Here is a 26,455-nt window from a genome sequence, read left to right as displayed (position 1 = left end):
TCTGGGTTTCGGAGTGCCGTACGCGGCGGCGACGCGAGACGCGCCCACGACACAGAACGGGCCCGGATCAGCCCGCCAGAAGCTCCTCGCCCGCCGCGTCACCGAAGGTGAGCCGGCAGGTGTCGGCCCGGTAGGTGGCCACGGCGACGGCCGCGGTGCGGCCCTCGGCCACATAGCGGGTGGTCACGAGGAGGACGGGGGCGCCGGGCAGCCGGTCGAGCTCCTTGGCGTCGTCCGCGCGGGCCGAGCCGAGCTCCACGGTCTGCTCACGGCCCTCCAGCTCAAGCCGGCGCAGCTCGCGCAGCACCGCGCGGGCGCGGGCCAGCCCGCTGGGGGTGTCGATGGCGGCGAGGCCGGGGACGGAGTCGGCCGGTACGTACAGCAGCTCGGCGGCGAGCGGCTGGCCGTGGGTCATCCTGGTGCGGCGCACCCGGTGGACCGGGGTGTCGGGGTCGAGCTCCAGCAGCCGGGCGACCTCGGCGGGCGGCACGGCCTCGGTGCTGTCCACGGTCTGCCAGGTGTCCTCACCGGAGGTGTCGGTCCAGCCGTGGGCGTAGTCCCCGACGGCCACGCCGACGCGGGGCGGGGCGACGGTGGTGCCGACGCCGCGGCGGCGCTGCAGCCTGCCCTCCAGCTCAAGCTGCTCGAGGGCCTGCCGGAGGGTGGCGCGGGCGACGCCGAAGCGGGCTGCCAGCTCACGCTCGTTGGGCAGGATCTCCCCGACCGCGAACTCCGAGTCGAGCGCGTCGCTGAGCACGGTCTTCAGATGCCAGTACTTGGGCTCAGGCACCGATTCAAGCTGCGTGGTCCCCACTCTGTCCCCCTTGATTCCGACGGCCGACAGGCGTGCGCGCCTTCACAGTTATGCGCGCTTCTTTATTAAAGGTTGTTGCAGTATCAATGTGACCATAAGGCGGCGTGCGAACTTGGTCAAGACCAATCCTTTGACCGGTTATCGTCGGTGACCGTCGGAACGAAATGCGTTACGGGGCGGAGCTGAGCAAGCGGATGGGCACGGACCAGGTCACGGTGGTCACCGGGGGCAGTCGCGGTATCGGTGCGGCGGTGGCGGTGCGGCTCGCCCGCGCCGGGCACAGCGTCGCCATCGGCTACGAGAGCGCCCAGGACGCGGCCGAGCGGTGGGCGGCGGCGGTGCGCGCGGAGGGTGTGCGGTCGGTGGTCGTCCAGGCCGACACCAGCGACGCGGAGCAGGTCGAGGCGATGTTCGACCGGGTGCGGGAGGAGCTGGGGCCGATCACCGGCCTGGTCAACAACGCCGGGATCACCGGGCCGTTGGGCCGCTTCACCGAGACCTCACCCGAGGTGATGTGCCGCGTCGTGGACGTCAATGTGACCGGGGCCCTGCTGTGCGCCCGGCGCGCGGCGCGCGAGATGTCCACGCGCCACGGCGGGCAGGGCGGCGCCATCGTCAACATCTCCTCGGGCGCGGCGACGACCGGCAGCCCCGGGGAGTATGTGCACTACGCGGCCAGCAAGGCGGCGGTCGACACGATGACCGTCGGACTGTCGAAGGAGCTGGCGGCGGAGGGGATCCGGGTCAACTCCGTCCAGCCCGGGATGACGCTGACCGACATCCACGCACGGATGGGCGACCCCGAGCGGCCGTGGCGCAACCCCGGGCGGGTGCCGATGGGACGCCCGGGGGAGCCGGAGGAGATCGCGGGCGCGGTGGCGTGGCTGCTGTCGCCGGATGCGTCGTACACGACGGGCGCGGTGCTGCGGGTCGCGGGCGGGCTGTAACCGCGCCGCGCCCCGGGCGCCGGGGTCCCGTTCAGTGCGCGAAGGCGCCGTTCAGCTCGCGGCGCCGCTCAGGGTCGCCGGGAATCGCGGTGTGGGCACGTCGACATGACGCCGGGGCCGTTCGCCCCGAGAGCCGACGGGCCAGCCCCTCGGCGATTCACTCGCGCGGGGCGCGCACCGCTCGCGGTCGGCGTAGGCGTATGCACAGGCACCGGGGCTACCCTCCGGTAACTCTTGCTGACATGCTGTCTCATACGCCGCATGCGCGCCTGCCCGAACGCCGATCGCGAGGAGCCATCCCATGCCCGCGTCCCTCTCCTTTTCCGTCGCCACCCCCGGCGGCCCCCGCACCGCCCGGGTCGTCCACGAACGGCGCGGCGCGGGGCGGCCGTTGGTACTGCTGCACGGCATCGGCCACCACTGGCAGGCGTGGGAGCCGGTGCTGGACATCCTCGCGGTCGACCGCGAGGTGATCGCCGTGGATCTGCCCGGCTTCGGGGCGTCGGACGCGCTGCCGGACGGCATCCCCTACGACCTCGACGGCGTCATACGGGTGCTCGGCGCGCTCTTCGAGACCCTTGGTGTCAAGCGCCCCGACGTGGCTCGCTGGGCGGGCTGTTCGCCCTGGAGCTGGGCCGACTCGGACTCGTACGGTCCGTCACCGCGCTGTCCCCGGCCCAGTTCTGGAACGAGGCCGAGCGGCGCTACGCCTTCGGCGTGCTGTCCGCCATGCGGGCCGGCGCGCGGGTGCTGCCGCCGCCGCTGGTGGCCTGGCTGGCCCGCGGCGCGGCCGGACGGGCCGCACTGACCGGCGCCATCTACGCCCGGCCCGCGCGGCGTTCACCGGCCGCGGTCGTCGCCGAGACGCGGGCGATGCGTGAGGCGGTCGGCTTCGACGCCACGCTGGCCGCCGGAAACTCCGAGCTGTTCACGCATGACATCCCCGATGTCCCGGTCACCATCGCCTGGGGCTCGCGCGACCGGGTGCTGCCGCGCCGCCAGGGCGTCCGCGCCAAGCGGGTCATCCCCGGCGCCCGGCTGGTCCGCCTCCCCGGCTGCGGCCATGTGCCCATGAACGACGACCCCGCGCTGGTCGCCCGCGTCATCCTGGACGGCAGCCGCTGACGACCGGCTTCCCGCCCGGCACCCCGGATCACCCGCCGTTCCCGCGCGCCGCCCGGTCCGCGGCCCCGCGGGTGTTCCGCACGGGGCCGCGCACCGCGCCGCATACGGCTACTGGCCGACCAGACCCGGACGCAGGACCTTGGTGAAGAGCACCTTGCCGCCATCCTCGCGCAGCCGGACCGTCATCTCGGCGCTGTCGCCGTCGATGTCCACCTCGCCGTAGAACTGGAAGCCTTCGGCGGGCGAGACGTTCGCCACGGTCGGCGCCTTGACGAAGGGCTGCTCGGGGCCGAACGTGCCGTCCAGCTTCACCGAGGGGAAGGCACCCGCGTTCAGCGGACCGGAGACGAACTCCCAGAACGGCGCGAAGTCCTTGAACGCCGCCCGCGAGGGGTCGTAGTGCTGCGCCGAGGTGTAGTGGACGTCCGCCGTCAGCCACACCGTGCCGGTGATCTTCCGGTGCTTGATGTGCCGGAGCAGGTCGGCCATCTGAAGCTCACGGCCGAGCGGGGCGCCCGGGTCGCCCTGCGCGACGGCCTCGAAGTCGGTGTCCCCGTCCGGGACCACCAGGCCCAGCGGCATATCGCAGGCGATGACCTTCCACACCGCGCGCGACCGCGACAGCTCGCGCTTGAGCCACCCGAGTTGCTCGGCGCCCAGGATGCCCTGGGCGTCCTTCGGCTGGCGGCCCGGCGAGTTGGGGTCGCGGTAGGTGCGGCAGTCCAGCACGAAGACGTCCAGCAGCGGGCCGTGGTGCTGGACCCGGTAGACGCGGCCGCTCGCGTCCGGCCGCAGCGTGCTGATCGGGAAGTACTCGGCGAACGCCTGGCGCGCGCGGGCGGCCAGCACGTCGACGTTCTTCTCGGTGTAGCGGTCGTCGACCAGGATCTCGCCCGGGTACCAGTTGTTGAGCACCTCGTGGTCGTCCCACTGGGTGATGGTCGGCACCTCGGCGTGGAAGCGGCGCAACGCGGAGTCGAGCAGGTTGTACCGGAAGTTGCCGCGGTACTCGTCGAGCGTCTCGGCGACCTTGGTCTTCTCCGGGGTGATGAGATTGCGCCAGGTGGAACCGTCGGGCAGCTTGACGGTCTCGGTCATCGGGCCGTCGGCGTAGATGTTGTCGCCGCTGCACAGGAAGAAGTCCGGCTCGCGGCGGCGCATCTCCTCGAAGATGCGGTAGCCGCCGTGGTCCGGGTTGATGCCCCAGCCCTGCCCCGCCAGATCGCCCGACCAGACGAAACGCACGTCCTTACGGCGCTCGGGAACCGTGCGGAACGTGCCGTGCACCGCCTCACTGGTGCGGCGCGGGTCCTCCGGGTCGGCCAGCAGCACCCGGTAGTGCACCTGGCTCCCGGCGGGCAGGCCGTGCAGTGCGGTGCGGCCGGTGAAGTCGGTGCCGGGGCCGACCAGCGGGCCCCGCCACCGCTTGGCCCGCGCGAACGACTCGGTCGCGGACGTCTCCACGATCATGCGGGCCGGACGGTCGGAGCGGACCCACACCAGCCCCGAAGACGTCGTCACATCGCCCACCTGAACGCCCCACTGGGCGCTCGGACGCCCCGACAGCGCCTGAGCGGGCGCGCCGGACGTGGCCGACGCGGCCGACGCCACGGCGGGCACCGCGAGCGCCGCCGACGCGGCCGCCGATCCCTGCAATACCGTGCGCCGTCCGATCCCTCTGCCGGATTCCCGCCCCATGGTGCCCTCCGTTGCTCGTAGAACTGCTGTGCTGTTGTGTTTGTTATCCGTACAAGATGCCGCTCTTACGAACGCCCAGTGAATAACCGGGCGCCCGCACCGGGGAAGTGCCCCGCGGGGCGTTCCCGAGAAGGCACCGTAAGGGCGCCGCGTTCCCGCGCCGGGCACCGTAAGGCCGCCGCGCAAGCCTGACCGCGACCGTAAGGCCGCCGTGTTCCCGCGCTGGGCACCGTAAGGCCGCCGCGTTCCGGCGCCGCTCGTCGTAAGGCCGCCGCGTACCGTACGGGCATGGGATCCACCGACGCCCCCGACCCGGCCTCCCGTCTCACCTATCCGGAGGTGGGCGCCACCCGACGGTGGCCGCTGCCCGCCGGCTATCGCCGGCTACGGGTGCGGACCCGCATCGGCCACGGGCGGGGCACGTTCGAGGCGGCCGGGCGCGCGGTCATGGACTGGCGGATGCACCGGGCGGTGGGGGTGTCGATCCGCGCCGCGGATCCGGTCGCCACCCCCGGGCGGCCGGTCGTGGTGGGCCTGGGGGTCGGACGGCTGCGGCTGCGCGCGCCGTGCGAGGTGGTGTGGACGGTCGCGGAGGAGACCCGGACCGGCTTCGCGTACGGCACGCTGCCCGGCCATCCGGAGCGCGGCGAGGAGTCGTTCCTGGTGGACCTGGAGCCGGATGGCTCGGTGGTGCTGACGGTGACGGCGTTCAGCCGCCCGGATTCCTGGTTCAGCCGGGCCGGCGGGCCGCTGGTGCCGCTCTTCCAGCGGGCGTACGCACGGCGTTGCGGCAGGGTACTGCGCAGGTGGACGGTAGGGTGACGGAACCTCGGACTTCAACTTTTTAATTTCGGACAAAATGAGCTTCTGTTATCAGATGCACCCTTAACCCATAGGTCACAGTCCGTTCGTGATCACGCAACACCTTTGCGCGAGGGTGTTTGCATGACATTTCGAGCGACCCCCGAGCACCCTTCCCGGCACCGCCCCCGCTGGCGGCGCGAGCTGGTCGCATGGTGGTCACGGCGCCAGGACCACGCACCCCCGGGCAGCTCACCCTCGCCCGCGGCCGACGCGCACAACGCCCACGCCGCGGGCGCCCCGCAGACCACGACCCCCGAGCCCACCACGCTGTGGCGGATGCGCACGACCGTAAGGGACGAGCCGGGCACCCTCGCCGCGCTGTGCGCGGCACTGGCCGGGCACCGGGTCGACATCCTGGCCCTGCAGACCCATCCGCTGACGGACGGCACGGTGGACGAATTCCTGCTGCGCGCGCCCGAGGCCCTGCCGTCCGTCGAGCTGACCGACGCCGTCGCGGCCGCGGGCGGCAGCGACACCTGGGTCGAGCGGGCCGACGCCCACGACCTGGTGGACGCGCCGACCCGGGCGCTGACCCTGGCCACCCGTACCGCCCTGGACGCCGCCGAACTCCCGCTCGCCCTGCGCCAGTTGTTCGGCCGCTGCACCATCCGCTCGGTTCCCGCCAAGTCCTTCAGCGGCCGCTCCCTGGAGAGCACACCGCCCGCCGAAGGTGTCCTGGAGGAGACCGTGATGCGGCTGCGCGACCCGTCCGGCGGCGCGATCGTCATCGAGCGGCCGTATCTGCCCTTCACCCCGACCGAGTTCGCCCGGGCCCGCGCGCTGGTCGAGCTGGACGCCCGGCTCGGCCCGCGGATCCCGCACGACGGTGATGTGCTGACGCTGCCCGAGGGCAACGCCATCACCGTGCGCCGCGCCGACGCCGGCGACCTGACCGCGGCCCGCGAGATGCACGCCCGCTGCTCCCCCGCGACGCTCTCGCTGCGCTACCACGGACCGGTCGGCGACGCCGACCGCTACCTCGCCCATCTGCTGAGCCCGCGCTTCGGCCGCACCCTGGCCGCGTACACCGCCTCCGGGCGGCTGGTCGCCCTCGGCCATCTGCTGTGGGACGGGGACGAGGCCGAGGTCGCCCTGATCGTCGAGGACGAGTGGCAGCGGCGCGGCGTCGGCGGGGAGCTGCTGCGGCGGCTGGTCGCGATGGCCGCCGAGACCGGCTACGGAAGCGTCTACGCCGTCACCCAGTCGGCCAACACCGGTATGGTGACCGCGATGCGCTCCCTCGAACTGCCGCTGGACTACCAGATCGAGCAGGGCACGCTGGTGATCAGCGCCCGCCTGGACCCGGCACCGGCACCGGTCCCCCCGCTGCCGCACTCGCGCTGAGACCGGCCGGGACATCGCTGTAGGCCGCGCGCTCCGCCCGGTGGGCGCCGCGCCCCGCCGGGCCGCCGTCGAGCGCCTGGTCCAGGTCGCGCCAGACATCCGCGACGTCCTCGAGCCCGACCGACATCCGCAGCAGCCGGTCGCCGATCCCCGAGGAGTGGCGGTCCCCCTCGGCCACGATGCGGTGGCTGATGGAGGCCGGGTGCTGGATGAGGGTGTCCACACTGCCCAGGCTGACCGCCGGGGTGATCAGCCGCACCCCGGAGATCACCGCATGCGGATCGCCGCGGGTCTCGAAGGCGACCATCGCCCCGCCGATCCGCGGATAGTGGACGCGGGCCACCCGGGGATCGGCGGCCAGCCGCCTGGCCAGCTCGGCCGCGGTCGCCGAGGCGGCCCGCATCCGTACGGGCAGCGTGGACAGTCCGCGCAGCAGCAGATATCCGGCGAGCGGATGCAGCACCCCGCCGGTGGCGAACCGCACCTGCCGCAGCGCCCGGGCGAACTCCTCGTCGCAGGCCACCACGCCGCCCATCACATCGCCGTGTCCGCCGAGGTACTTGGTGGCGCTGTGCAGTACGGCGCTCGCGCCCCGCTCGGCCGGGCGCTGCAGCACCGGTGTGGCGAAGGTGTTGTCCGCGAGCAGCGGGACCGTACCGCAGGAGTGGGCGACGGCCCGCAGATCGACTTCGGCGAGCGTCGGATTGGCCGGGGTCTCGACCATGACGAGACCGGTGTCGGGGCGTATCGCCTCCGCGATCCCGGCCGGATCCACCCAGGTGACCTCGGTGCCCAGCAGCCCGGCGTCCAGCAGATGGTCGCTGCACCCGTACAGCGGGCGGACCGCGACCACATGCCGCAGCCCCTGGGACCCGCGCGCCAGCAGACACGCGCTGAGCGCCGCCATGCCGCTGGCGAACGCGACCGCGCTCTCGGTGCCCTCCAGCCGGGCCAGGGCGGTCTCGAAGCGGGCCACGGTGGGATTGTCCAGGCGGGCGTAGACGGGCGGGCCGTCCGGCCGGGCGCCGGTGGCGGCGAACGCGTCGATCCTGGCGGCCTCCTGGCGGCTGTCGTACGAGGGATAGGTCGTCGACAGATCCAGGGGTACGGCGTGCAGTCCCATGGCCGGAAGGTCCTCGCGCCCGGCGTGGACGGCCTCGGTGGCGAACGCGCGCCGTCCGGCCTCGCCGCGCGGGCCCCGTGTGCCCGGCGTGGTCCCCGTGGTCCCCGTGGCCCCCGTGGTCCCCATGCTCTCCGTGCTCTCCGTGCTCTCCCTGATGTCCATGGGTGAAGGGTGAACAACCACCGGACTCTCGCGGCAGATGTCCGTGCTACGTTCGGCCGATGGCCGAAACCGTCGCTCTCGATCCGGTGGACCTCCAGATTCTGCGGCTGCTGCAGAACGACGCCCGGACCACCTACCGCGATCTGGCCGCCCAGGTCGGCGTGGCGCCCTCGACCTGTCTGGACCGGGTGACCCGGCTGCGCCGCTCCGGCGTGATCCTCGGCCATGAACTCCGTCTGGACCCCACCAAGCTGGGACGCGGTCTCGAGGCCCTGCTCTCGGTCCAGCTACGGCCCCACCGCCGGGAACTGGTCGGCCCGTTCGTGGAGCGGATCCGGGCACTGCCCGAGTCCCGGGCGCTCTTCCACCTCGCCGGGCCGGACGACTATCTGGTGCATGTCGCGGTGGCCGACACCGCCGATCTGCAGCGGCTGGTGCTGGACGAGTTCACCTCGCGCCGCGAGGTGACCCGGGTCGAGACCCGGCTGATCTTCCAGCAGTGGAGCTGCGGCCCGCTGCTGCCGCCCGCCCGAGACGGCTCGGCAATCTCGTAGCACACCTCTGTTCCCGCTCGTCACACTCCCGTGGTGCTGACGCCGCGCCCCGGAACGTACGAGGATGGGCCGCATGTCCGATACCAAGAACGCTCCGCTGCCCCGTCAGGTCGCCGACAGCTATGTCGACGCCCTCATCGAACTCGACCCGATCACCGGCACCTACCTGGGCGTTCCCGAAAGCTCCCGGCGCCTCCCGGACTTCTCCCCCGACGGGGCCGAGGCCGTCGCCGACCTCTCCCGCACCACCCTGGCCCGGCTGGCCGAGGCCGAGGCGCGCCCCGGGGCGGACAGCGACGCCGAGCGGCGTTGCGCCCGGCTGCTGCGGGAGCGGCTGACCGCCGAGCTCGCCGTGCACGACGCCCACGAGGGGCTGCGCGCGGTCAGCAACCTGAGCTCCCCGCTGCACTCGGTGCGCGGCATCTTCACCGTGATGCCCAGCCAGACCGAGGAGGACTGGTCGGCCGTCGCGGCCCGGCTGCGCGCCGTACCGGCCGCACTGGAGGGTTACCGCGCCTCGCTCGCCGAGGGGCTGCGGCGCAGCCTGCCGGCCGGCCCCCGGCAGGTGGCCACGGTCCTCGATCAGTTGACGGAGTGGATCGGCACGGACGGCGGCTGGTTCGCCGACTTCACCGCCGGGGGGCCCGACGCGCTGCGCGGTGAGCTGGACGAGGCGGCCGCCGCGGCGAGGGGCGCGCTGGTCGAGCTCCGCGACTGGCTGCGCGGGACCTACGCCCCGGCCATCGAGGGCGCCGCCGATGTGGTGGGGCGCGAGCGCTACCGCCGCTGGGCCCGGATGTGGAACGGCACCGATCTCGACCTGGACGAGGCGTACGCGTACGGCTGGGCGGAATTCCACCGTATCCACGCCGAGATGCGCACCGAGGCCGAGAAGATCCTGCCCGGCGCCAACCCGTGGGAGGCGCTGCGCCACCTCGACACCCACGGTGCCCATATCGAGGGCGTCGAGGAGACGCGGGTGTGGCTGCAGGAGCTGATGGACGAGGCCATCGAGGAGCTGAACGGCACCCACTTCGACCTGGCCGAGCGGGTCAAGCGGGTCGAGTCGATGATCGCCCCGCCGGGCAGCGCGGCGGCGCCGTACTACACCCAGCCGTCGGTGGACTTCTCCCGCCCCGGCCGGACCTGGCTGCCCACGATGGGCGAGACCCGCTTCCCCGTCTACGACCTGGTCTCCACCTGGTACCACGAGGGCGTCCCCGGCCACCATCTGCAGCTCGCCCAGTGGGCACACGTCTCCGACCAGCTCTCCCGCTACCAGGCCACGGTCGGCATGGTCAGCGCCAACGCCGAGGGCTGGGCGCTGTACGCGGAGCGGCTCATGGACGAGCTGGGCTTCCTGTCGGACCCGGAGCGGCGGCTGGGCTATCTGGACGCGCAGATGATGCGGGCGCTGCGGGTGATCGTCGACATCGGGATGCATCTGGAGCTGGACATCCCCGCCGATTCGCCCTTCCACCCCGGTGAGCGGTGGACCCCGGAGCTGGCGCGCGAGTTCTTCGGGCTGCACTGCGGCCGTCCGGCGGAGTTCCTCGACAGTGAGCTGGTGCGCTATCTGGGCATGCCGGGCCAGGCCATCGGCTACAAGCTGGGCGAGCGGGCCTGGCTGACGGGGCGGGAGGCGGCCCGTAAGGCGCACGGCGACGCCTTCGACGCCAAGAAGTGGCATATGGCGGCGCTGTCGCAGGGTTCGCTGGGGCTTGACGACCTGGTGGAGGAGCTGTCGGCGCTCTGAGCTTCCGCTGAGCGCGCGGGGCGGGCCGCGATCCTCACGGGGTGCGGCCCGTCCTCCCGCTGGTGCGAGGGCTCGCCCTCCCGCCAGGAGGCGTCCGGCGGATCTTGCCGCCGGCGGCTGGCTGCTCCCCTCCCCGCCCCTCCCCGCCCCTTCCCCAACCGGGGCTCCGCCCCTGGACCCCGGGGTCCAGGGGCGGAGCCCCTGCCACGCAGCGGAGCCGCATATCGATGCCGAGGGAAGGGGCGGGGAGGGGAAAGCATCGATATGCGGCTCCGCCGCGTGGTCCGCCGGACACCCGTAGTGCCCGGGCTCGCCTGCTCGTTGGTGCGACGGCCCGCCCTCGCGCTAGATGAATGAGTCCAAGGGGTGTTGTCACGGTCAGTGGTCATAGGCGATCAGTGATCGCTTGACCGGCTGTCTGGTGAGGTCGTTGTGCCAGACGGCCGCGGTCAGCGCGAGGATCCGGCACAGAACGCGTGCGACCACGCCACGTGGGCTCTTGCCGCCATGCCGTTCCAGATCGAGCTGGCCTTTGAGAGTCTGGTTGATCGACTCGATGACCTGGCGAAGGGGCTTGAACAGGTGCGCTCCGGCCCGCTCGGGCTCGCCCTTGCGGGCTGGCCGCAGCAGGACGAGGTGACGCTCCGCGAGGTCGTGCTCGAACTCGTAGCCGTAGTAGTTCTTGTCGGCGATGATCGTCTGTCCGGGGTGGGAGGCGGTCACGTCCGGCGCGGTGTCGAGCATGTCCCTCAGCGTTTCGCGTTCATCGGCCTTGGCGCCGGTCAGCGCGAACAGGACCGGCAGGCCGCCGAGCGTGCACACCAGGTGCAGCCGCAGCCCCCAGAAGTACCGGGAGTGGGATGCGCAGTAGCCGTACTGGGCCCATCCGGCCAGGTCCGAGCGTTTGGCTGTTTCCCGGGAACATCCGCAGCCGACCGGGGTGGAGTCGACCAGCCACACGTCGTCGCTCCACAGCGAGGTGTCCCGGGCCAGAATCCGGATCATGCTGATGAGCAGGGACGACGCGGCACGCAGGCGCTTGTTGTAGCCAGACTGCTGGGGCACACGGGGAAAGAGATGGCGGAAGTCCTGGTCGACACGGCGCAGCCAGCGCCGCTCGGAGGTGTAGCCGAGCACCGCCGACATCACAGCGAGCGTGAGCAGCTCCGCGTCACTGAGCCGGGGAGCGATCCCCACCGCGGGCCGCGCCGGGGCCAGCCACGGCGAAGCCTTCAACTCATCGTCGATCCGGGCGTACAGTGCCGTTGCGAGGGTGTTCAGGTCGTTCGTCACACATCGACATTGGACGCCCTCGCCTCATGTCCGCAGGCCATCCCTTGGACTCATTCATCTAGTGCGCGGCGGCCGTACGGTGGCGTACGGCCGAGCCCTCTCGGCCCTTGACGACCTCCAACTGGGCGGGGATCCGCCGGCGCAGATCGGCGACATGGCTGACGATGCCGACCGTACGGTCCCGCTCGCGCAGCGAGTCGAGCACGTCCATGACCTCGTCCAGGGTCTGCTCGTCGAGGCTGCCGAACCCCTCGTCGATGAAGAGGGTGTCCAGGCGGACCCCGCCCGCCTCGTCGGTGACCACGTCCGCCAGGCCCAGCGCGAGGGCGAGCGAGGCGGAGAAGGTCTCGCCGCCGGAGAGGGTGGCGGTGTCGCGTTCGCTGCCGGTCCAGGCGTCGATGACATGCAGTCCGAGACCGGAGCGGCCGCGCCCGCCGGAGCGGGCGTCGGAGTGCACCAAGGTGTAACGCCCGGAGGACATGTGGCGCAGCCGGGCGCTCGCCGCCGCCGCGACCTGCTCCAGCCGGGCCGCCAGAACATACGCCTCCAGCCGCATCCTGCGCTCGTTGTCCGTGGAGGTGCCCGCGGCGAGCGAGGCGAGGCGGGCGATCCGGTCGTGCTCCGCGCGCAGCGGGGCGAGCCTGCGGGCGTCCGCGACCGCCTGCGCGGAGAGCGCGTCGAGGTCCTCGCAGCGGGTGCGGGCCGCGGCGTCCGCGGCCGAGACCTCGCGCAGCGCGCGGGTGGCCGCGTCGGCCGCCGTCTGCGCCGCCACGGGGTCGGCGGGCGGCGCCTGCGCGGCGGCGAGCACCCTGGCGTCGGACAGCTCGGCCCCGGCCGCCGCCGACTCCGTCTGCCATGCGTCGAGACGACGGCGCGCCTCGCGCTGCCGGTCCGGGGGCAGCACGGCCTCGGCGGCCTGCTCCGGAGTCGCGAACCCGGCCCGGTACGCGGCGTCCGCGAGCCGGGCGTCGGCCTCCTTCAGCCGGGTCGCGGCCGCGTCGGCAGCCCGCGCCGCCTCGGCGGCGTGGGCCAGCAGCCCCGCCTGCCGCTCGAGCCGCGCCGCACGCTCGGCGACGGTGGCGTCCGCGCCGCGCGCCCGCTCCAGCTCCGCCAGCAGCGCGGCCCGCTCCCGGGCCAGGGTTTCGCGGCGCGAGGTGCGGGCGGCCGCCCGCCGCTCGGCCTCCTGCCGCTGCGCCGTACGCCGTGCGTGCTCGCCCTCGGCCCGGTCCAGGGCCGCGCGGGCGGCGTGCCCGTCGGCCGCCGCGTCACGGGCCTCGGCGTACGCGGCCCGCAACTCGGCCAAGGCCCGGTCGAGTTCGGCCGCGTCCTCGCCCTCCGCCGTGGCCTCCGCGCCCGCGTGGGCCTCCCGTAGCGCGTTCCGCGTGCGCTCGGCCTCTTCGCGGACCTCCTCGGCACGCTGGTAGTCCGCCAGCGCGGTCTCCTCCGCCGTACGGTCCACATGCCCGGCCCCGGGCCGGGCCGGACCCGGGTGCTCGGTCGCCCCGCACACCGCACAGGGCTCCCCCTCGCGCAGCCCGGCCGCCAGCTCGGCGGCGATGCCGCGCAGCCGGGCCTCCTTGAGGTCGAGCCAGTGCTGCCGCGCGGCGGCGGCCCCCTCGCGGGCGCGCAACAGCTCGTCCCGCGCCTCCCGCTCCTGCCCGGCGAGCCGGTCCCGCCGCCGGGCGGCCTCAAGACGCCGCTCGGCGGGCTCGATCCGCCCGCCCAACTGCTCGGCCTGGTTGACGGCCTCCTGCGCGGCCTCGATCCGCCGCTGATGCGCCCGGTGGGTCTCCTCCCACCCGGCGAGCCACTCGGCGGCCTCCTCGATCGCCTCGTCGTCGGCACGGGCCTCCCCGTCGAGCGCACCGATCTCGCCGACCACGGCCTCCGCCCGCGCCTCCCCCCGCCGCGCGGCCCCCAACGCCCCAAGCTCCTCCCGCACCCGCCGCTCAACCCGCCCCAACCACTCGGCATCGGCCTCGCCGAGCACCGCGGACGCGTCCGAGCCGTACGGAGCACGTTCGCCCGAGGCCACCGCCTCCCGCCCCGAAGCGCGCGCTTCACCGGATGACGCCGGGCCCGGCCAAGCCCCTCGTCCGTGCCCGCCGTGCGCAACCGCCGCGCCCCTCGCGTGCCGGGTGGTCTCGTCCGGGGTCGCGGTGCCCTGTGCGGGCAGGGACGTGCCGGGCGATGTCGCCGGGGCAGCGGGCGTGCGTTGGTCGGGGATGTCCGCGATCACCGCGAGGGCCGACGCCGCAAGGCCGGGTTCGGCGGTCAGGCGGGCGCGGGCCTGGCGTTCGGTGGTTTCGGCGGTGTCGTGGTCGCGGGCGGCGGCGGTGCGCAGGTCGAGTGCGGGGACCACCGCGTCGGCCGCGCGGGCTCGTTCCAGCAGCTCGCGCAGCCGGTCGTGGTCGGGCCGCTGCCGTTCGAGGTCGTCCGCCCGGCGGCGGGCCTCGGCGTGGCGGCGCTGCAGTTCGGCCCGTTCGCGTGTCGCGTCGGCGGCCCGCTGGGCGGCGTCGTGGGCCGCCTCGGCGGCCCGTACGGCGGAGAGCGCGATGTCCCGCCGTTCGCGCGCGCCGGTGCGGGCGACGGCGGCCCACTCCAGGACGGCGTCGGCCAGCCCCGGTTCACCGGGGGTCGGCTCGGGCAGCGGATGCCCGTCGAGCTCCGTGGTGCGGCCCGCCGCCTGCCCCATCCGATGGGCGAGTGCGAGCAGCCGCTCGTCCCCGGTCGCGACCCGCTTCTCCGCCGCCCGCCGCAGCTCCGCCAGCCGTTCCTCGACGGCGGCGAAGCGGCCGGTGTCGAACAGCTTGCCCAGCAGCTTGCCGCGCGCCAGTTCGTCCGCGCGCAGAAAGCGGGCGAAGTCGCCCTGCGGCAAGAGCACCACCTGGCAGAACTGCTCCCGGCTCATGCCGAGCAACTGCCCCATCTCCTCGCCGATCTCCTGGTGGGAGCGGCTGAGTGCCTTCCACTGCCCCGGCCCGGAAGCCGAGCCGGATACCGAAGCGGACGCCGCTGCCGGGGCGTACTCGCGCAGCAGGGTCTGCGCCTTCTCCCGGGTCATGCCCGTGCCCCGCTTCTTGGGGCGCGGCTGCTCGGGGCGCCGGGTGATCTCCAAGCGCCGCTCCCCGGCGGTGAATTCGAGAACGACCTCGGTCGGGGTCAGCGGTTCGGCGTGGTCGCTGCGCAGCGAGAGCCCGTTGCCCTGGCGGGCGCCGGGCACCTGGCCGTACAGCGCGTAGCAGACCGCGTCCAGGACGGACGTCTTACCGGCGCCGGTCGGCCCGTGCAGCAGGAAGAGCCCGGCGGCGGACAGCTCATCGAAGTCGATCCCCTGGGTGGCGCCGAACGGGCCGAAGGCCGTGACGGCGAGCCGGTGCAGCCTCATCGCGCCACCTCCCCCGCCGTCGCCCCGGCCCTCGCCGTCGCGGTCGCCGCCGCGCCGTGCTCCTCACCGGGCACAACCCCCTCGTGCGCCTCGCTCCGTACGGCCTCCAGCGCGTCGCCGAGCAGCGCGCGCTCCGCCTCGTCCGGGCCGCGGCCGCCCCGCACATGGGCCACGAAGTCCTCGGCGATCTGCCGGTCCGAGCGGCCGCGCAGCCGCTGTGCGTACGAGGCGAGCGGATCCTCGGGGGGCCGCTCGGGGTCGAAGACCAGCGTGAGTACGTGGGGGAAGCGCCGCGCCAGCCGGGCCATCGGCTCATGCGGCCGCACCGCGTCGGTCAGCGTGGCCTCGACCCACGCCTCCTCATGGCGGTCGAGGTCCGGGTCGTCCAGCAGCCCCTCGATCCGGCCGCGGATCCGGGCCAGCGGGCGCGGCACCGGGCAGTCCACCCGTTCGCACGACGGCGCCTCGCCCGCCACCTCCAGCTCCACCACCCACATTGACTTGCGGTGCGCCGCCTCGGAGAAGGAGTACGCGAGCGGGGAGCCCGAATAGCGGATGCGCTCGGTGATGGTCTGACAGCCGTGGAGATGGCCGAGCGCGGCGTAGTCGACGCCGTCGAAGACGTCGGCGGGTACGGAGGCGACTCCGCCGACCGTGATGTCCCGCTCGCTGTCGCTGACCGCGCCACCGGTGACGAACGCGTGCGCGAGGACGACGGACCGGGTGCCGGACGGCCGGGTGGCGAGGTCGGCGCGCACCCGGTCCATGGCGGCGCCCAGCACCGCCGTATGACCGGCCGCGGAGGCGCCCAACTCCTCGCGCACCAGCCCGGGTTCGAGATACGGCAGACCGTAGAAGGCCACCTCGCCGTGGTCATCGGAGAGGACGACGGGGGTGGCGCATCCGGCGGGGTCGGTGCGCAGGTGGATCCCGGCCCGGTCGATCAGCCCGGCGCCGACGCCGAGACGGCGGGCCGAGTCATGGTTGCCGGAGATCATGACCGTGGGCACGCCGAGGTCCGCGAGCCGGTGCAGGGCGTCGTCGAAGAGCTCGACGGCGGCGAGCGGCGGCACGGCCCGGTCGTAGATGTCACCGGCGACGACCACCGCGTCGATGTGCCGCTCGCGCACGGTGGTGACGAGGTGGTCGATGAACTCCCGTTGCGCGGCAAGGAGGCTGACCCGGTGAAAGGACCGTCCGAGGTGCCAGTCGGAGGTGTGCAGCATTCTCACAAGCGGTCTCCGACCTGCACTTCTGTCCTTCCTCCACCCCAGTGGCCAGCATCACACCCGCGGCGTACGCACGGCCCGGGCACCGACCACGTTAGCCGCGGTCGGTGCCCGGTATCTCACGGACCTCGTATTTCCCGCCCGTGTCGGGATCCCGGAGACCTCCCGGTCTCATGCGTCCTGGTACGCCTCGCCGCCGAGCTCCAGTGCTGCGGTGCCGGCGGTGGCGTCCGCCAGCCAGTCGCGGAAGGCGTCCACATCGGCCTCGGGCAGCCCCAGTTCGATGGTCACGGCCTCGGCGTAGCGCACCTCCCGGACCGCCCGCCCCGTCGCCCGCAGATCGTTCTCCAGCTTTCCGGCCCGCTGGTGGTCGACAGTGACGGTCACCAGCCGGAACCGCTGCCGGGTGACGGTGCCCAGCGCGTCGAGCGCCTCGCCGACCGCGCCGCCGTAGGCCCGGATCAGACCGCCCGCGCCGAGCTTCACGCCCCCGTAGTAGCGGGTGACGACGGCCACCGCGTACCGGACCTCACGGCGCAGCAGCATCTGCAGCATCGGCACCCCGGCCGTACCGCCCGGCTCCCCGTCGTCGCTCGCCTTCTGCACACCGCCGTCCGCGCCGATGACGTACGCGAAGCAGTTGTGGGTGCCGGTGGGGTGCTCCTTCCTGACGCGCTGGACGACGTTCTGCGCCTCCTGCTCGGTCGCGGCGGGCGCGAGCGTGCAGAGGAAGCGCGATCTGTTGATCTCGATCTCGTGCACGCCCTCGCGCGCGACCGTCCGGTACCGCTCCTGCATCAGGCCACCCTATGTCCCGGCCTGTGCGCTGGTCCCGCGTGTGTCCCCCGTGAGCAGCGGCCAGGGGTGGACACCAGCGAGGCCGCCCCACCAGGCGGACGCCGCCCGGCCCCGCTGTCTCGCGGGGAGGGCGGCGCACCCCGGGAAGGGGCGGCGGTATCCAGGTCAGCGGCCCAGGGCCTTGGCCAGCTGGTCCTTGGTCATGTTCGAGCGGCCCTCGATACCGCGCTGCTTGGCCTCGTTGTAGAGCTGGTCGCGCGTCGGACCCTTGGGTCCCGTCCGGTTGCCGGAGCGCTGGCCACCACGCTGCGGAGCGGACTTCGGGTCCTGGGTCGAGGTCTTGCCGGCGGACTTGGACTCCCCGGAGCGGGCGCGCTCCTTGTTCACCGTACGGGCGGCCATTTCCTTCGCCCGGCCGGTGGAGGCACCGCGCTCCTCGGCGCCTTCCTTGATGTGCTCGTACTGCCGTTCACGCTTACGGCTGGATCCTGCGGGCATGGTCTCTTCCTCTCCTTCCGCCCCCTCGGTCGGTCGCGGTCGGCGGTTCATGATTGCCGAGCGCATGAGTCGGGTTCCCCCTGCTTCCGCTCCTATAACCAGCATGCGTCTCCTGGGCGTCGGCCGGATGCCGTGCGGTGTGCGCAGGTGGGTATCGGTCTTTCGGCAGTGTCCGCCGGTCCACGGTTTTCGTAAGGTCACCTCTGCGAATCGGCTGATCACGCAGGTGGGGGACATGACGACACACAGAACCGGATTCACCGGCCGCCCGGGGGCCTTCTTGACCGGGCACCTTCCGCTCGCGGCCACCGTCGCCACCGCCGGGTTGAGCGTGGTCAGTCTGTGGTGGGTGGTGCCCACGGCTCGGTGCGCGTTCACGGCGGGGTGGCGGCCCGGACGGCAAGGACGCCCCGTGCGGCGCGGGCGGCACGCACAGCTCGGGCGCCCCCGACGGCACCGACGCCCCCGACAACCCGGACGGCGCGGTGGCGGATGACCACCGCCGCGCCCGCCGCCGGCTCGGCCGCACCCTGGTCGCGGCCCTCATGGTGCCCCCCGTCGCGGGCGCCCTGCTGATCGGGGCGCTGCGGCGTGGGACACGCTGAGGGCCCGGGAGTCGGTGCTGCCCCCGGACGACTACGCCCGGCTGCGCACCGGACAGGACCGTGACCGGATCGCGGAGTATCTGCCCAGGCGCCAGACCGGCCGACCGACGGCGGCCGAACCGGGGGGAGCCGTTCTTGAGTACTACGCGATGACGGCCGATCCCTTCGCCGACCGGTCCGGGGACAGTGACCGTAGGAACGGCGAAGGCCCGCCGCCTCTGGTGAACGGCGAGGACGGGCACCTGACCTTCGTCGGGGTTGACACCCTGGCGGGCAGGGCCCCCGGAAGCGCCACGTCGGCCCGTCATGTCACCAGGGGACGACACCCCCGTCGTCGAAGAAGCCGCCGCGCGGCCCGTCGTCCGGCAGGGTGGCGAGCCGAATCGCTATAGCGGCGCCCTGCTCGGGCGTCCGCAGCGCGTTGAAGCCGGTGAAGTCGGTCGCGACATAGCCGGGGCAGGCGGCGTTCACGATGACGTTCGTGTCGGCGAGCCGGCGGGCGTACTGTGCCGTGACGCTGTTGAGCATCGACTTCGACGGTGCGTACGCGGCCATGATCGGGCCGGTCTGCAGTGTCAGCGAGCCCATGTTGCTCGACATGTTGACGATGCGCGGCGCGTCCGCGCGGCGGAGCAGCGGGAGCATCGCGTTCGTCACCCGGACGACCCCGAATACGTTGGTGTCGAGGACGGTGCGCACGACGTCGAGGTCGAGCGTCGTCGGATCTTGTGCACCACCGTCGGTCCGGCCGCCGATGCCCGCGTTGTTGACGAGCACGTCGAGCCGTCCCGCCGTCTCCTCGATCGTCGCCGCTGCCGCCGCGACGCTGTCGTCGGAGGTGACGTCGAGGGCGACCCCCAACGCGTCGATGTCCGCGGCACGCAGACGCTCCACGGCCTCCTTCCGCCTGGCATCGTCGCGGGCGCCCACCGCGACCGTGAAGCCGATCGCTCCGAGACCCTGTGCGATGGCGAAGCCAATTCCCTTGTTCGCGCCGGTGACCAGCGCGATCTTCGTGTTGTTCACCCGATCCATGCTCGGCGCATCGCGCACTCGCTGTCCAAGACCGATTGGGCAGGCTGTGATACTCGCCAGGTATCAGGCGGTAGGCTCCGTCCGTGGACGATCTCGAGACCCGTCAGCTCCGCTACTTCGTCGCCGTCGCCGAGGAGCTGCACTTCGGACGTGCCGCCGATCGGCTCGGGATCGCGCAACCGCCGCTCTCCCGCGCGATCCGCCAGTTGGAGCAGCGGCTCGGGGTCCGGCTCCTCGACCGGGACCGTCGTGGAGTGGCGCTCACCGACGCCGGCCGGGTGCTGCTCCGCGAAGCCAACGTGGCCCTCGACGCGGTCGCGGCCGCCGCGCGCCGGACGCGGCGTGCCGCGGATCCGAAGCGTCCGCTGGTGCTCGTGACGAAGGCCGGGGCCTCCCACGAGCTGCTGCAACGGCTCCTCGACGCGCTGGCGAGCGAACCCGGTGCGGCACCGGTCGACGTCCTCCTGTGCGAGGTCGGCGAGCAGGCCGGGCTCCTGCGCGACGGGCGCGCCGACGTGGCGCTGATGCACCGGCCGTTCGACGACCTCGCCGGGTTCGACACCGAGGACCTCCACACCGAAGGCCAGATCGCACTCCTTCCCGCGGGCCATCCGCTCGCGTCACACGAACAGCTCACGCTGGCGGAGGTCCGCGATGTGCCGGACCTGCCGATCGCTCGATGGCCCCAGCTCGACGGGACCTACCCGGACGGGCCCGGTCCGGAGGTGCACACCCAGTCACAGCTCGCTCAGCTCGTGGCGCTCGGCAGGACGCTCCTCGTCATCCCCGCCTCCAGCCGTGCCTGGCAGTGGCCCGATCACGTCGCGGTGCCCGTCGTCGACGCACCGGACGTCACCACGGTGATCGCCTGGCCACCCAGCAGTCGCTCCCCCGCGGTCGCCTCACTCGTCCGCTCGGCAGCCGGGCTCCGCGGCACCGAGCTGCCCGCGTCCGCGGGCTGAGAGCCTCCTTACGCTGACCTGTTGCGCGATCACCCCGACACCGGGGGAATCCCTCGCGTGCCGCCTACGGCGTCGCCGATGTCCTCCAGCGCTTCGGCAAGCGCATCGTGCCCGTGCACCCGAAGGCCGAGACCGTGCACGGCGAGCGGGGGTACGCCTCGCTCACCGAGATCCCCTTCCCGGTGGGGACAGTGTCCTGAGGTCGTGATCCAACACTTACGAGGAGACGAGGGTCGATGCGCCCTTCGATTCGGAGGGCTGACAGAGCACCAACGGTGGGCACCGGGGCCGCTGTCCCGTCCGCCAGGTCAGATGTGATCCACGACACGTGGATTGCGCGAGAAACCCGCGTAATGACTCCGCCGATGCGCTCTCTCCATGGCAGGCCCGCTAAAAACCACGCGCGGGCCGTACCACTTGGGAGGGCTTACTCATGGGCGGTCAGATGGACCAGCGGACAGCGCTGTTGCTGCTGGCGGGCGGTGGCTCCGTGTACGTCGCATTCGAACATCCTTCCTTCGGCACCGCTCTCTTGGTCGGCGTCGGCGTGGTGACGCTGCTGCACCTTCTGCTGAAGGACCACTGACCCGTGCCTCCGGTTTGACTGATCCTCTGCATCGCCCCACCGGATCAGCCGCGCCGTCGAGCGGACCGCCGGTGGCTCGCGCTCAGGCCTGCGCCGGCCCGGAAGACGTCTTCGAGCGGACGTGCTCACCGCGCAGGAAGAACTCCACCAGGTCGCCCACACCCCAGCGCTACGGAGTCGATCCAGTGCTTCTGGCCCCTGCACCAGCGGAACATCCGCCAGGGACTGGCCGACCGGAGCGACGCCGTCGCCACGGACTCCCAGGAGTGCTCTTCAACCCCGCCACCGTGCCCACGAAAGCTGACCGTCGTTTCCGTTCTTCGACTTCTCAGACTTGGCCCGTCTCCGGTGCGGCGGCGGGGAACCTGTACCCGGTGAAGTCAGTGACATGGACGTATCCGATGCGCTGATAAAGCGCGTTGCTGCGCGCATGACTGGCCGGCCGCGCATGAACCTGGCTCCCCCCATCAGGCCCCTTGGAATGGAACGTCTAGGCTGGCGCGGTGACTGATGACCAGGAGCCGGTGCAGCCGTCGGGAGTGTGGGCCACGGCGGTGGGGGTGGCCAGGGTGCGGGCGCTGGAGACCGAGCGGGAGAACGCGCTGTTCCGCGACCCACTGGCACAGTCATTCGCCACCGCCGGCGGCCTGTGGCCCTCCTCGCCGCCGCCCGATGACGAAGCAGCGCGACGCCGCCGACTGGCCGTGTCGTACTCCATCGTCATCAGGACGAAGTTCCTCGACGACCTGTTGCAGCAGGCCTCCGCGTCCGGAGTCCGGCAGGTCGTGCTGCTCGGCGCCGGCATGGACAGCCGGGCCTTCCGAATCGACTGGCCCGAGGGCACCCGGCTGTTCGAGGTCGACACTGCCGCGCCACTGGACTTCAAGGCTTCGGTGCTGCGCCAGGAGCGGGCCGTCGCACGCTGCGAGCGGATCACCGTCGCGGTGGATCTGCGTGATGACTGGCCAGGCGCGCTGGCCGCCGCAGGGCACGACCCGACCGTGCCGACCGCGTGGATCGCCGAAGGACTACTGATCTATCTGCCCGACGACGCGGTGGAGCTACTGCTGGCCAGGATCAGCACGCAGTCGGCGGCAGGCAGTCGGATGGGGCTGACATTGGGCTCGCGCGGCGTAATCGAGCGCTTCGGCGCGGACGCCGCGCCGGGATCGGCGGCGTCCATGTGGGTCTCGGAGATGCCCGACGACCCGGTGGGCTGGCTGGCCGGGCACGGCTGGGAGGCCGACAGCCACACCCTGCGCGAGCGCGCCGCCGCCTACGGCCGTCCGATCAGCACCCCGCCGCAGCGCGAGGAGCGGCCCGGCGGACTGATCTCGGCGATCCGCCGGTAGAGCGCCTCCCGGTTCCCGCCGTCCCTGCACCGTTTACGCGCTGAGCAGCGACGACTTCGCCGCAAGTGAAGACCGAACACTCCAGTAACATCGGTGCGGCTCACCTGCGTGGACTGTGCGGGTGCCGATAAATCATCCACGCAGGTCGGAAGCCTGACCACGGATCTCCGGTTCTCCTCGACGTTCAGCCCGGGGTCTGCACCTGCGCAGGGCCCTGGCGGCATCATGATCTGTCGTGCTCCTGCGCCTGGCCTACCTCGCCGCGACCAACGCCCTGGCGTTCCTACGCCTCCTGCCGATGAGCGACAAACAGAAGGACGTTGAGATCCTCGTACTCCGGCACCAACTGCTGGTCCTGCAACGCCGGGTCGGCAAGCCGACCTTCACCGACACAGACCGCGCCATCCTCGCCGGTCTGCTCCACCACCTCCCCAAAAACACACTGCGACACCTTCTGCTCCTGGTACGCCCCGAGACGGTCCTGCGCTGGCATCGCGACCTGCTCAGGCGGCGCCATGCCGCGACCCGCGCACCCAGACGACGTGGACGCCCACGCACCATCCGCTCGATCCGCGCCCTGGTCCTGCGCCTGGCCAGAGAGAATGCCTCGTGGGGATATCGCCGGATCCACGGCGAACTCACCGCGCTGGGGATCAAAGTCGCCGCCTCCACCGTCGGGGAGATCCTCCGCGAGCACGGCATCCCACCCGCACCCGAACGGCAGAACACCACCTGGGCCCGCTTCCTCCGCAGCCAGGCCAAAGCTCTACTCGCTTGCGATCTTTTCGAAGTCCGCACGCTGACCGGGGCGCGCCTGTACGTCTTCGCCGTCATCGAGCACACCACCCGTCGCATCAGGATCCTCGGCGCCACCCCGCACCCCACCGCGGAGTGGATCGTGCAGCTCGGACGCAACCTCCTCATGGACCTCGAGGACGCAGGCAGCAAGGCGAAGTTCCTCATCCGCGACCGCGACGCAAAGTTCACAGCCGCCTTCGACGCCTTGATGACCGATGCCGGCCTGAAGGTCGTCACCACCGGCATTCGGATGCCGAGGATGAACTCGCTCATGGAGCGCTGGATACAGACCTGCCGCAGGGAGCTGCTGGACCGGACCTTGATCTGGAACCAGAGCCACCTTCTCCGCGCCCTGCGCGAGTACGAATCCTTCTACAACGAGCACCGCCCGCACAGGGCCCTGGAGCAGGCGGCCCCATGCCGCCCGCTACCCACGCCCATCACCCAACAAGCCCAACTCGCCCACCTGGAAATCCACAGACGAGACCGACTCGGCGGAACCCTCCACGAATACCAGCACGCGGCGTGAACTGCACGAATGATTTATCGGCACCCGCAAGGCGCCAGCTGTCCACCCGTGGTCCGTACCGCTTGCTCCATGAGGTCACGTCCACTGTCTGTGCGACCCAGTCCGGTTCCGCGCAGGTCAGCGCTTCCAGTGCGCCGCGGACCGCTTCCCCGGCCAGCTCCAGCCGGTTCAGGTCGCGCACCGCCGCGGTCACGTGGGTGGAGTCCGTGCGCTGCTTGCCTCCTGCGGCCAGCAGGCCTTGTTCGACCAGCCTGGCCACCAACAAGTCCAGCACCTTCTCTTCCAGGCCATGGGCGGCGACCCGGGTACGGAACTGGGACAGGACACTGAAATCGAAGCCGGGATCCTCCAGGCCCAGTCCGAGCGCGTAGGACCACGAGAGTTTGTCCCGCACCGCCTCGGCAGCTTGCCGGTCGGTCAGGTTCTCGGCCATCTGCAGCACCGTGACCAGTGCCAAGCGGCCCGGTGACCAGCCACGCGGCCCCGTCACCGCGAACGCTTCCGCGAACTCGGCATCCGCGAACAACTCACCGAGCCGATCACGCACCACGACCGGCAGCGGCACCTGACGTCCCCGGTACTTTGCCCGCACCGCCCGAGCCACCTCCGGCGCCGGCTCCGGCCACGACTGCGGCTCCATCGACACGGAACCCCTCCCGCTCCGTGACCGGGAACGAAAAGGACCGGCCACCAGACCAGCCTGCCGCAACGATCAACACCCCGACCAGCACAAACAGTAAATGGGCAACAGGATCGTGTAGGTGCCAGAAACCTCATCCGTGCTGGTCATGATGGGCGAACGCTGCGGTGGGCCCGCCAGCCTCGTTGCCGCCCCAGCCTCTCCCCCACCAGCATGGTGGAGTGCTGCTGCGACTGCTCTATCTGACCTTGACGAGCATGTTCACCCTGATACGCCTCCTACCGAGGAGTGACCACGACAAAGACGCCGAGATACTGGCCCTACGCCACCAACTCACCGTGCTGCAGCGACAGACCCACAAACCGAAGCTCACCTGGCCAGACCGTGCGCTGCTGGCCGCCCTCCTGCATTCCCTCCCCCGTGTACGTCTTCGCCAACTACATCTGATCGTCTCACCTGACACGGTGCTGCACTGGCACCGTGAGCTGCTGCGCCGCCGCCACGCGAAGGCTTCCCGTCCCAAACGGCCGGGACGACCCCGCACCGTACGATCCATCCGCGCCCTGGTGCTACGGCTGGCACGAGAAAATTCCAGCTGGGGCTACCGGCGCATCCACGGCGAACTCGCAGCCCTCGGCATCAAGCTCGCCGCCGGCACCGTGTGGAACATCCTCAAGGAACACGGCATAGACCCCACACCCGAACGCGACCGCACTACCTGGGCGACCTTCCTACGCTCCCAGGCCCAGTCCATCCTCGCCGCCGACTTCTTCGAGACCAAGTCATTGACCGGAGCGACGCTGTACGTCCTCGCGGTGATCGAGCACGCCACCCGCCGCGTGCGGACCCTCGGCGCCACGGCACAAGTGGCCGCGGCCAAGGGCAGCTCCCACAGGACTCCACGCTCGCCCCCGCCCTGGCAGCAATCCACGGCTTCTACCTCCACCTGGCCGACCTCCGCCGGATCAGCACGAAGGCGGTCGACGCCCTGTTCGTCACCGCTCCGCACCCGGCGACGGGGAAACTCGTCCTGGAGCCACGCATCCGTGTCGATGCGCGGCCGAGCCACGCTTCCGGGCGGGCGCCGGCCGCCAGCCACGAGGAGTTCGCCGCACTCCTGCGCGCTGCACAGACCGCTCGCGACCGCTGCATGGTCGCCTTGCTCGGCGCGTGCGCGCTGCGCGTCGGCCAGGTCGTCGGCCTGCTCCGCGGGGACATTCACCGGGACGGCGGTCACATATCCGGCATTATGCTCGCCACTCTGGTGGCGCCAAGAAAATCCGACCGGGCGCCTTACTCACTCGATCACCCAATGACTTACCTCAGGGGCCTAATGTCTGGATGCCCTCGTGTGCAATTGGGTGGATAACGCCTCTCCAAGCGGCCACAACTCACGGGACCACCGTTCCACCCTGCCCGGGAGGGCGCCCCCGACTGGCAGCCCCCGACGTCACCCCCGGTGGGCCTTCCAGCCCAGCCCGGGGCCCAGGGTTCTGCCCAGGCAGATGCACTCCCTCGACGCCGGAGCGATCCGGCCACGGCGTTTTCTTCGATCACCCCGGCGCTTGGGAATCCCTGGAATGTGGTGCCCGTTGTGGCAAACAGGTTGTTTGTCGTACCCACAGGAGGCACGCATGTACGGCGACCCGGCGACGGTCCGCAAGATCCTCACAGAGCTGGGAGACACTTGGGCGGTAGTCGGCCTGTCCTCCAACCAGCAGCGTGCGGCCTATGGGGTCGCGGGTGTTCTCCAGCGCTACGGCAAACGGATCATACCCGTGCATCCCAAAGCGGAATCGGTGCATGGCGAGCGGGGGTACTCGACACTGTCCGCAATTCCGTTCGAACTCGATGTCGTGGATGTATTCGTCAACAGTGATCTGGCGGGCCCGGTCGCCGACGAGGCCGTCGCCATCGGCGCCAAGGCCGTCTGGTTCCAGCTCGGCGTCATCGACCCTGCGGCCTACGACCGCACCCGCGCCGCCGGGCTCGCCATGGTCATGGACCGCTGCCCGGCCATCGAGATCCCTCGGCTCGACTGAGCGCACCGCCGTACTGTCGATGTATGGAGTTCCGCATCAGCGCGGATGAGCAGCGCGTTCTGTTCCTCATCGTTGACCATCTGGACGCCGGCGACGCTCCCACCGCCGACGAGCTGTCGCGTGCCGCCGGCGGCGACGTGATGAGGGATGTCGCGTCTCTCCGCTCCAAGGGCTGGATCCTCGTGCGCCACGTCGACGAACACCCGATGGTGATCGGCCTATCCCCCATGGCCGTGGCCGCGGTCAGGAACCTGCGCTACGGCCGACGCGAGACGTGAAGAGGCCCCGCCCGCCGCCAGCGCACGGGCGGGGC

Annotated in this window: 21 protein-coding genes and 3 pseudogenes; 14 read left to right on the top strand and 10 right to left on the bottom strand. The window is 71.9% G+C overall.

Going from position 1 to position 26,455, the window contains the following annotated elements:
• Positions 1-67 precede the first annotated feature (67 nt).
• Complete coding sequence (locus STRVI_RS15905) at positions 68-814, bottom strand: GntR family transcriptional regulator (RefSeq protein ID WP_014056682.1); 747 nt, start codon at positions 812-814, stop codon at positions 68-70.
• A gap of 164 nt (positions 815-978) precedes the next feature.
• Here STRVI_RS15905 and STRVI_RS15900 point away from each other — a divergent pair, with 164 nt between their 5' ends.
• Both STRVI_RS15900 and STRVI_RS15895 read left to right on the top strand, forming a co-directional pair.
• On the top strand, positions 979-1,761 hold the full coding sequence (locus STRVI_RS15900) for an SDR family oxidoreductase (protein ID WP_014056681.1): 783 nt from the start codon (positions 979-981) through the stop codon (positions 1,759-1,761).
• A 301-nt stretch (positions 1,762-2,062) separates the two neighbouring features.
• A pseudogene (locus tag STRVI_RS15895) lies at positions 2,063-2,886 on the top strand (alpha/beta fold hydrolase).
• 108 nt (positions 2,887-2,994) lie between these two features.
• On the opposite strand, the gene STRVI_RS15890 reads toward STRVI_RS15895, so the two are convergent.
• Entirely contained in the window at positions 2,995-4,584 is a 1,590-nt protein-coding gene (locus tag STRVI_RS15890) for an alkaline phosphatase D family protein (protein ID WP_014056680.1), read from the bottom strand.
• Positions 4,585-4,872: 288 nt separating this feature from the next.
• On the opposite strand from STRVI_RS15890, the gene STRVI_RS15885 reads away from it, so the two are divergent.
• Together STRVI_RS15885 and STRVI_RS15880 are read left to right on the top strand one after the other, a co-directional pair.
• Positions 4,873-5,406: a DUF1990 family protein gene (locus tag STRVI_RS15885; RefSeq protein ID WP_014056679.1), complete on the top strand. Its 534-nt coding sequence runs from the start codon at positions 4,873-4,875 to the stop codon at positions 5,404-5,406.
• 123 nt (positions 5,407-5,529) lie between these two features.
• Entirely contained in the window at positions 5,530-6,792 is a 1,263-nt protein-coding gene (locus tag STRVI_RS15880) for a GNAT family N-acetyltransferase (RefSeq protein ID WP_014056678.1), read from the top strand.
• Here the strand turns inward: STRVI_RS15880 and STRVI_RS15875 are convergent.
• A complete protein-coding gene (locus STRVI_RS15875) occupies positions 6,734-8,041 on the bottom strand; it encodes a PLP-dependent transferase (RefSeq protein WP_078505741.1) in 1,308 nt (435 codons plus the stop codon). The two genes, STRVI_RS15880 and STRVI_RS15875, sit on opposite strands and share 59 nt — an antisense overlap.
• A gap of 95 nt (positions 8,042-8,136) precedes the next feature.
• Between STRVI_RS15875 and STRVI_RS15870 the strand changes: the two genes are divergently transcribed.
• Together STRVI_RS15870 and STRVI_RS15865 are read left to right on the top strand one after the other, a co-directional pair.
• Positions 8,137-8,631, top strand: coding sequence for an Lrp/AsnC family transcriptional regulator (locus STRVI_RS15870; protein WP_014056676.1), 495 nt, complete (start codon positions 8,137-8,139; stop codon positions 8,629-8,631).
• A 73-nt stretch (positions 8,632-8,704) separates the two neighbouring features.
• Entirely contained in the window at positions 8,705-10,387 is a 1,683-nt protein-coding gene (locus STRVI_RS15865) for a DUF885 domain-containing protein (RefSeq protein WP_014056675.1), read from the top strand.
• 378 nt (positions 10,388-10,765) lie between these two features.
• Here the strand turns inward: STRVI_RS15865 and STRVI_RS15860 are convergent, their stop codons facing one another.
• The 6 genes from STRVI_RS15860 to STRVI_RS15835 all read right to left on the bottom strand — a co-directional run bounded on the left by STRVI_RS15860 (position 10,766) and on the right by STRVI_RS15835 (position 19,233).
• Positions 10,766-11,680, bottom strand: a complete 915-nt coding sequence (locus STRVI_RS15860) for an IS982 family transposase (protein WP_014056674.1) — start codon at positions 11,678-11,680, stop codon at positions 10,766-10,768.
• A 58-nt stretch (positions 11,681-11,738) separates the two neighbouring features.
• Positions 11,739-15,068: an AAA family ATPase gene (locus tag STRVI_RS15855; RefSeq protein ID WP_014056673.1), complete on the bottom strand. Its 3,330-nt coding sequence runs from the start codon at positions 15,066-15,068 to the stop codon at positions 11,739-11,741.
• On the bottom strand, positions 15,065-16,300 hold the full coding sequence (locus tag STRVI_RS15850) for an exonuclease SbcCD subunit D (protein WP_014056672.1): 1,236 nt from the start codon (positions 16,298-16,300) through the stop codon (positions 15,065-15,067). Before STRVI_RS15850 ends, STRVI_RS15855 begins: the two co-directional genes overlap by 4 nt.
• Positions 16,301-16,468: 168 nt before the next feature.
• Positions 16,469-17,095, bottom strand: coding sequence for a YigZ family protein (locus STRVI_RS15845; RefSeq protein ID WP_014056671.1), 627 nt, complete (start codon positions 17,093-17,095; stop codon positions 16,469-16,471).
• 165 nt (positions 17,096-17,260) lie between these two features.
• Entirely contained in the window at positions 17,261-17,593 is a 333-nt protein-coding gene (locus tag STRVI_RS15840) for a hypothetical protein (protein ID WP_014056670.1), read from the bottom strand.
• A 914-nt stretch (positions 17,594-18,507) separates the two neighbouring features.
• Complete coding sequence (locus STRVI_RS15835) at positions 18,508-19,233, bottom strand: SDR family oxidoreductase (protein WP_014056669.1); 726 nt, start codon at positions 19,231-19,233, stop codon at positions 18,508-18,510.
• Between the two features lie 83 nt (positions 19,234-19,316).
• On the opposite strand from STRVI_RS15835, the gene STRVI_RS15830 reads away from it, so the two are divergent.
• From STRVI_RS15830 to STRVI_RS15820, 5 genes and pseudogenes are all read left to right on the top strand, one after another.
• Positions 19,317-20,195 carry a LysR family transcriptional regulator gene (locus STRVI_RS15830; protein ID WP_014056668.1) on the top strand — a complete coding sequence of 293 codons (879 nt, stop codon included), beginning with the start codon at positions 19,317-19,319 and terminating at the stop codon, positions 20,193-20,195.
• Between the two features lie 47 nt (positions 20,196-20,242).
• Positions 20,243-20,389, top strand: a pseudogene (locus STRVI_RS47910) (CoA-binding protein); the annotation flags it as partial.
• A 251-nt stretch (positions 20,390-20,640) separates the two neighbouring features.
• Positions 20,641-20,781, top strand: a complete 141-nt coding sequence (locus STRVI_RS52690; RefSeq protein WP_167543182.1) for a hypothetical protein — start codon at positions 20,641-20,643, stop codon at positions 20,779-20,781.
• Positions 20,782-21,320: 539 nt separating this feature from the next.
• The gene (locus tag STRVI_RS15825; protein ID WP_043235980.1) at positions 21,321-22,133 is read left to right on the top strand and encodes a class I SAM-dependent methyltransferase; all 813 of its coding nucleotides are present in this window, start codon (positions 21,321-21,323) and stop codon (positions 22,131-22,133) included.
• A gap of 235 nt (positions 22,134-22,368) precedes the next feature.
• The gene (locus tag STRVI_RS15820) at positions 22,369-23,460 is read left to right on the top strand and encodes an integrase core domain-containing protein (RefSeq protein WP_014056665.1); all 1,092 of its coding nucleotides are present in this window, start codon (positions 22,369-22,371) and stop codon (positions 23,458-23,460) included.
• 28 nt (positions 23,461-23,488) lie between these two features.
• On the opposite strand, the pseudogene STRVI_RS15815 reads toward STRVI_RS15820, so the two are convergent.
• A pseudogene (locus tag STRVI_RS15815) lies at positions 23,489-24,100 on the bottom strand (transposase); the annotation flags it as partial.
• 221 nt (positions 24,101-24,321) lie between these two features.
• On the opposite strand from STRVI_RS15815, the gene STRVI_RS54300 reads away from it, so the two are divergent.
• From STRVI_RS54300 to STRVI_RS15800, 3 genes are all read left to right on the top strand, one after another.
• On the top strand, positions 24,322-25,416 hold the full coding sequence (locus STRVI_RS54300) for a hypothetical protein (RefSeq protein WP_251982631.1): 1,095 nt from the start codon (positions 24,322-24,324) through the stop codon (positions 25,414-25,416).
• 318 nt (positions 25,417-25,734) lie between these two features.
• Positions 25,735-26,142: a CoA-binding protein gene (locus STRVI_RS15805; RefSeq protein WP_014056663.1), complete on the top strand. Its 408-nt coding sequence runs from the start codon at positions 25,735-25,737 to the stop codon at positions 26,140-26,142.
• Between the two features lie 23 nt (positions 26,143-26,165).
• Positions 26,166-26,420 (top strand): hypothetical protein, encoded by a 255-nt coding sequence (locus tag STRVI_RS15800; protein WP_014056662.1) that lies wholly within the window; start codon positions 26,166-26,168, stop codon positions 26,418-26,420.
• Positions 26,421-26,455 lie beyond the last annotated feature (35 nt).

This window comes from Streptomyces violaceusniger Tu 4113, from assembly GCF_000147815.2.
Lineage (GTDB): Bacteria > Actinomycetota > Actinomycetes > Streptomycetales > Streptomycetaceae > Streptomyces > Streptomyces violaceusniger_A.
This window is presented reverse-complemented; position numbering and strand designations above follow the sequence as displayed.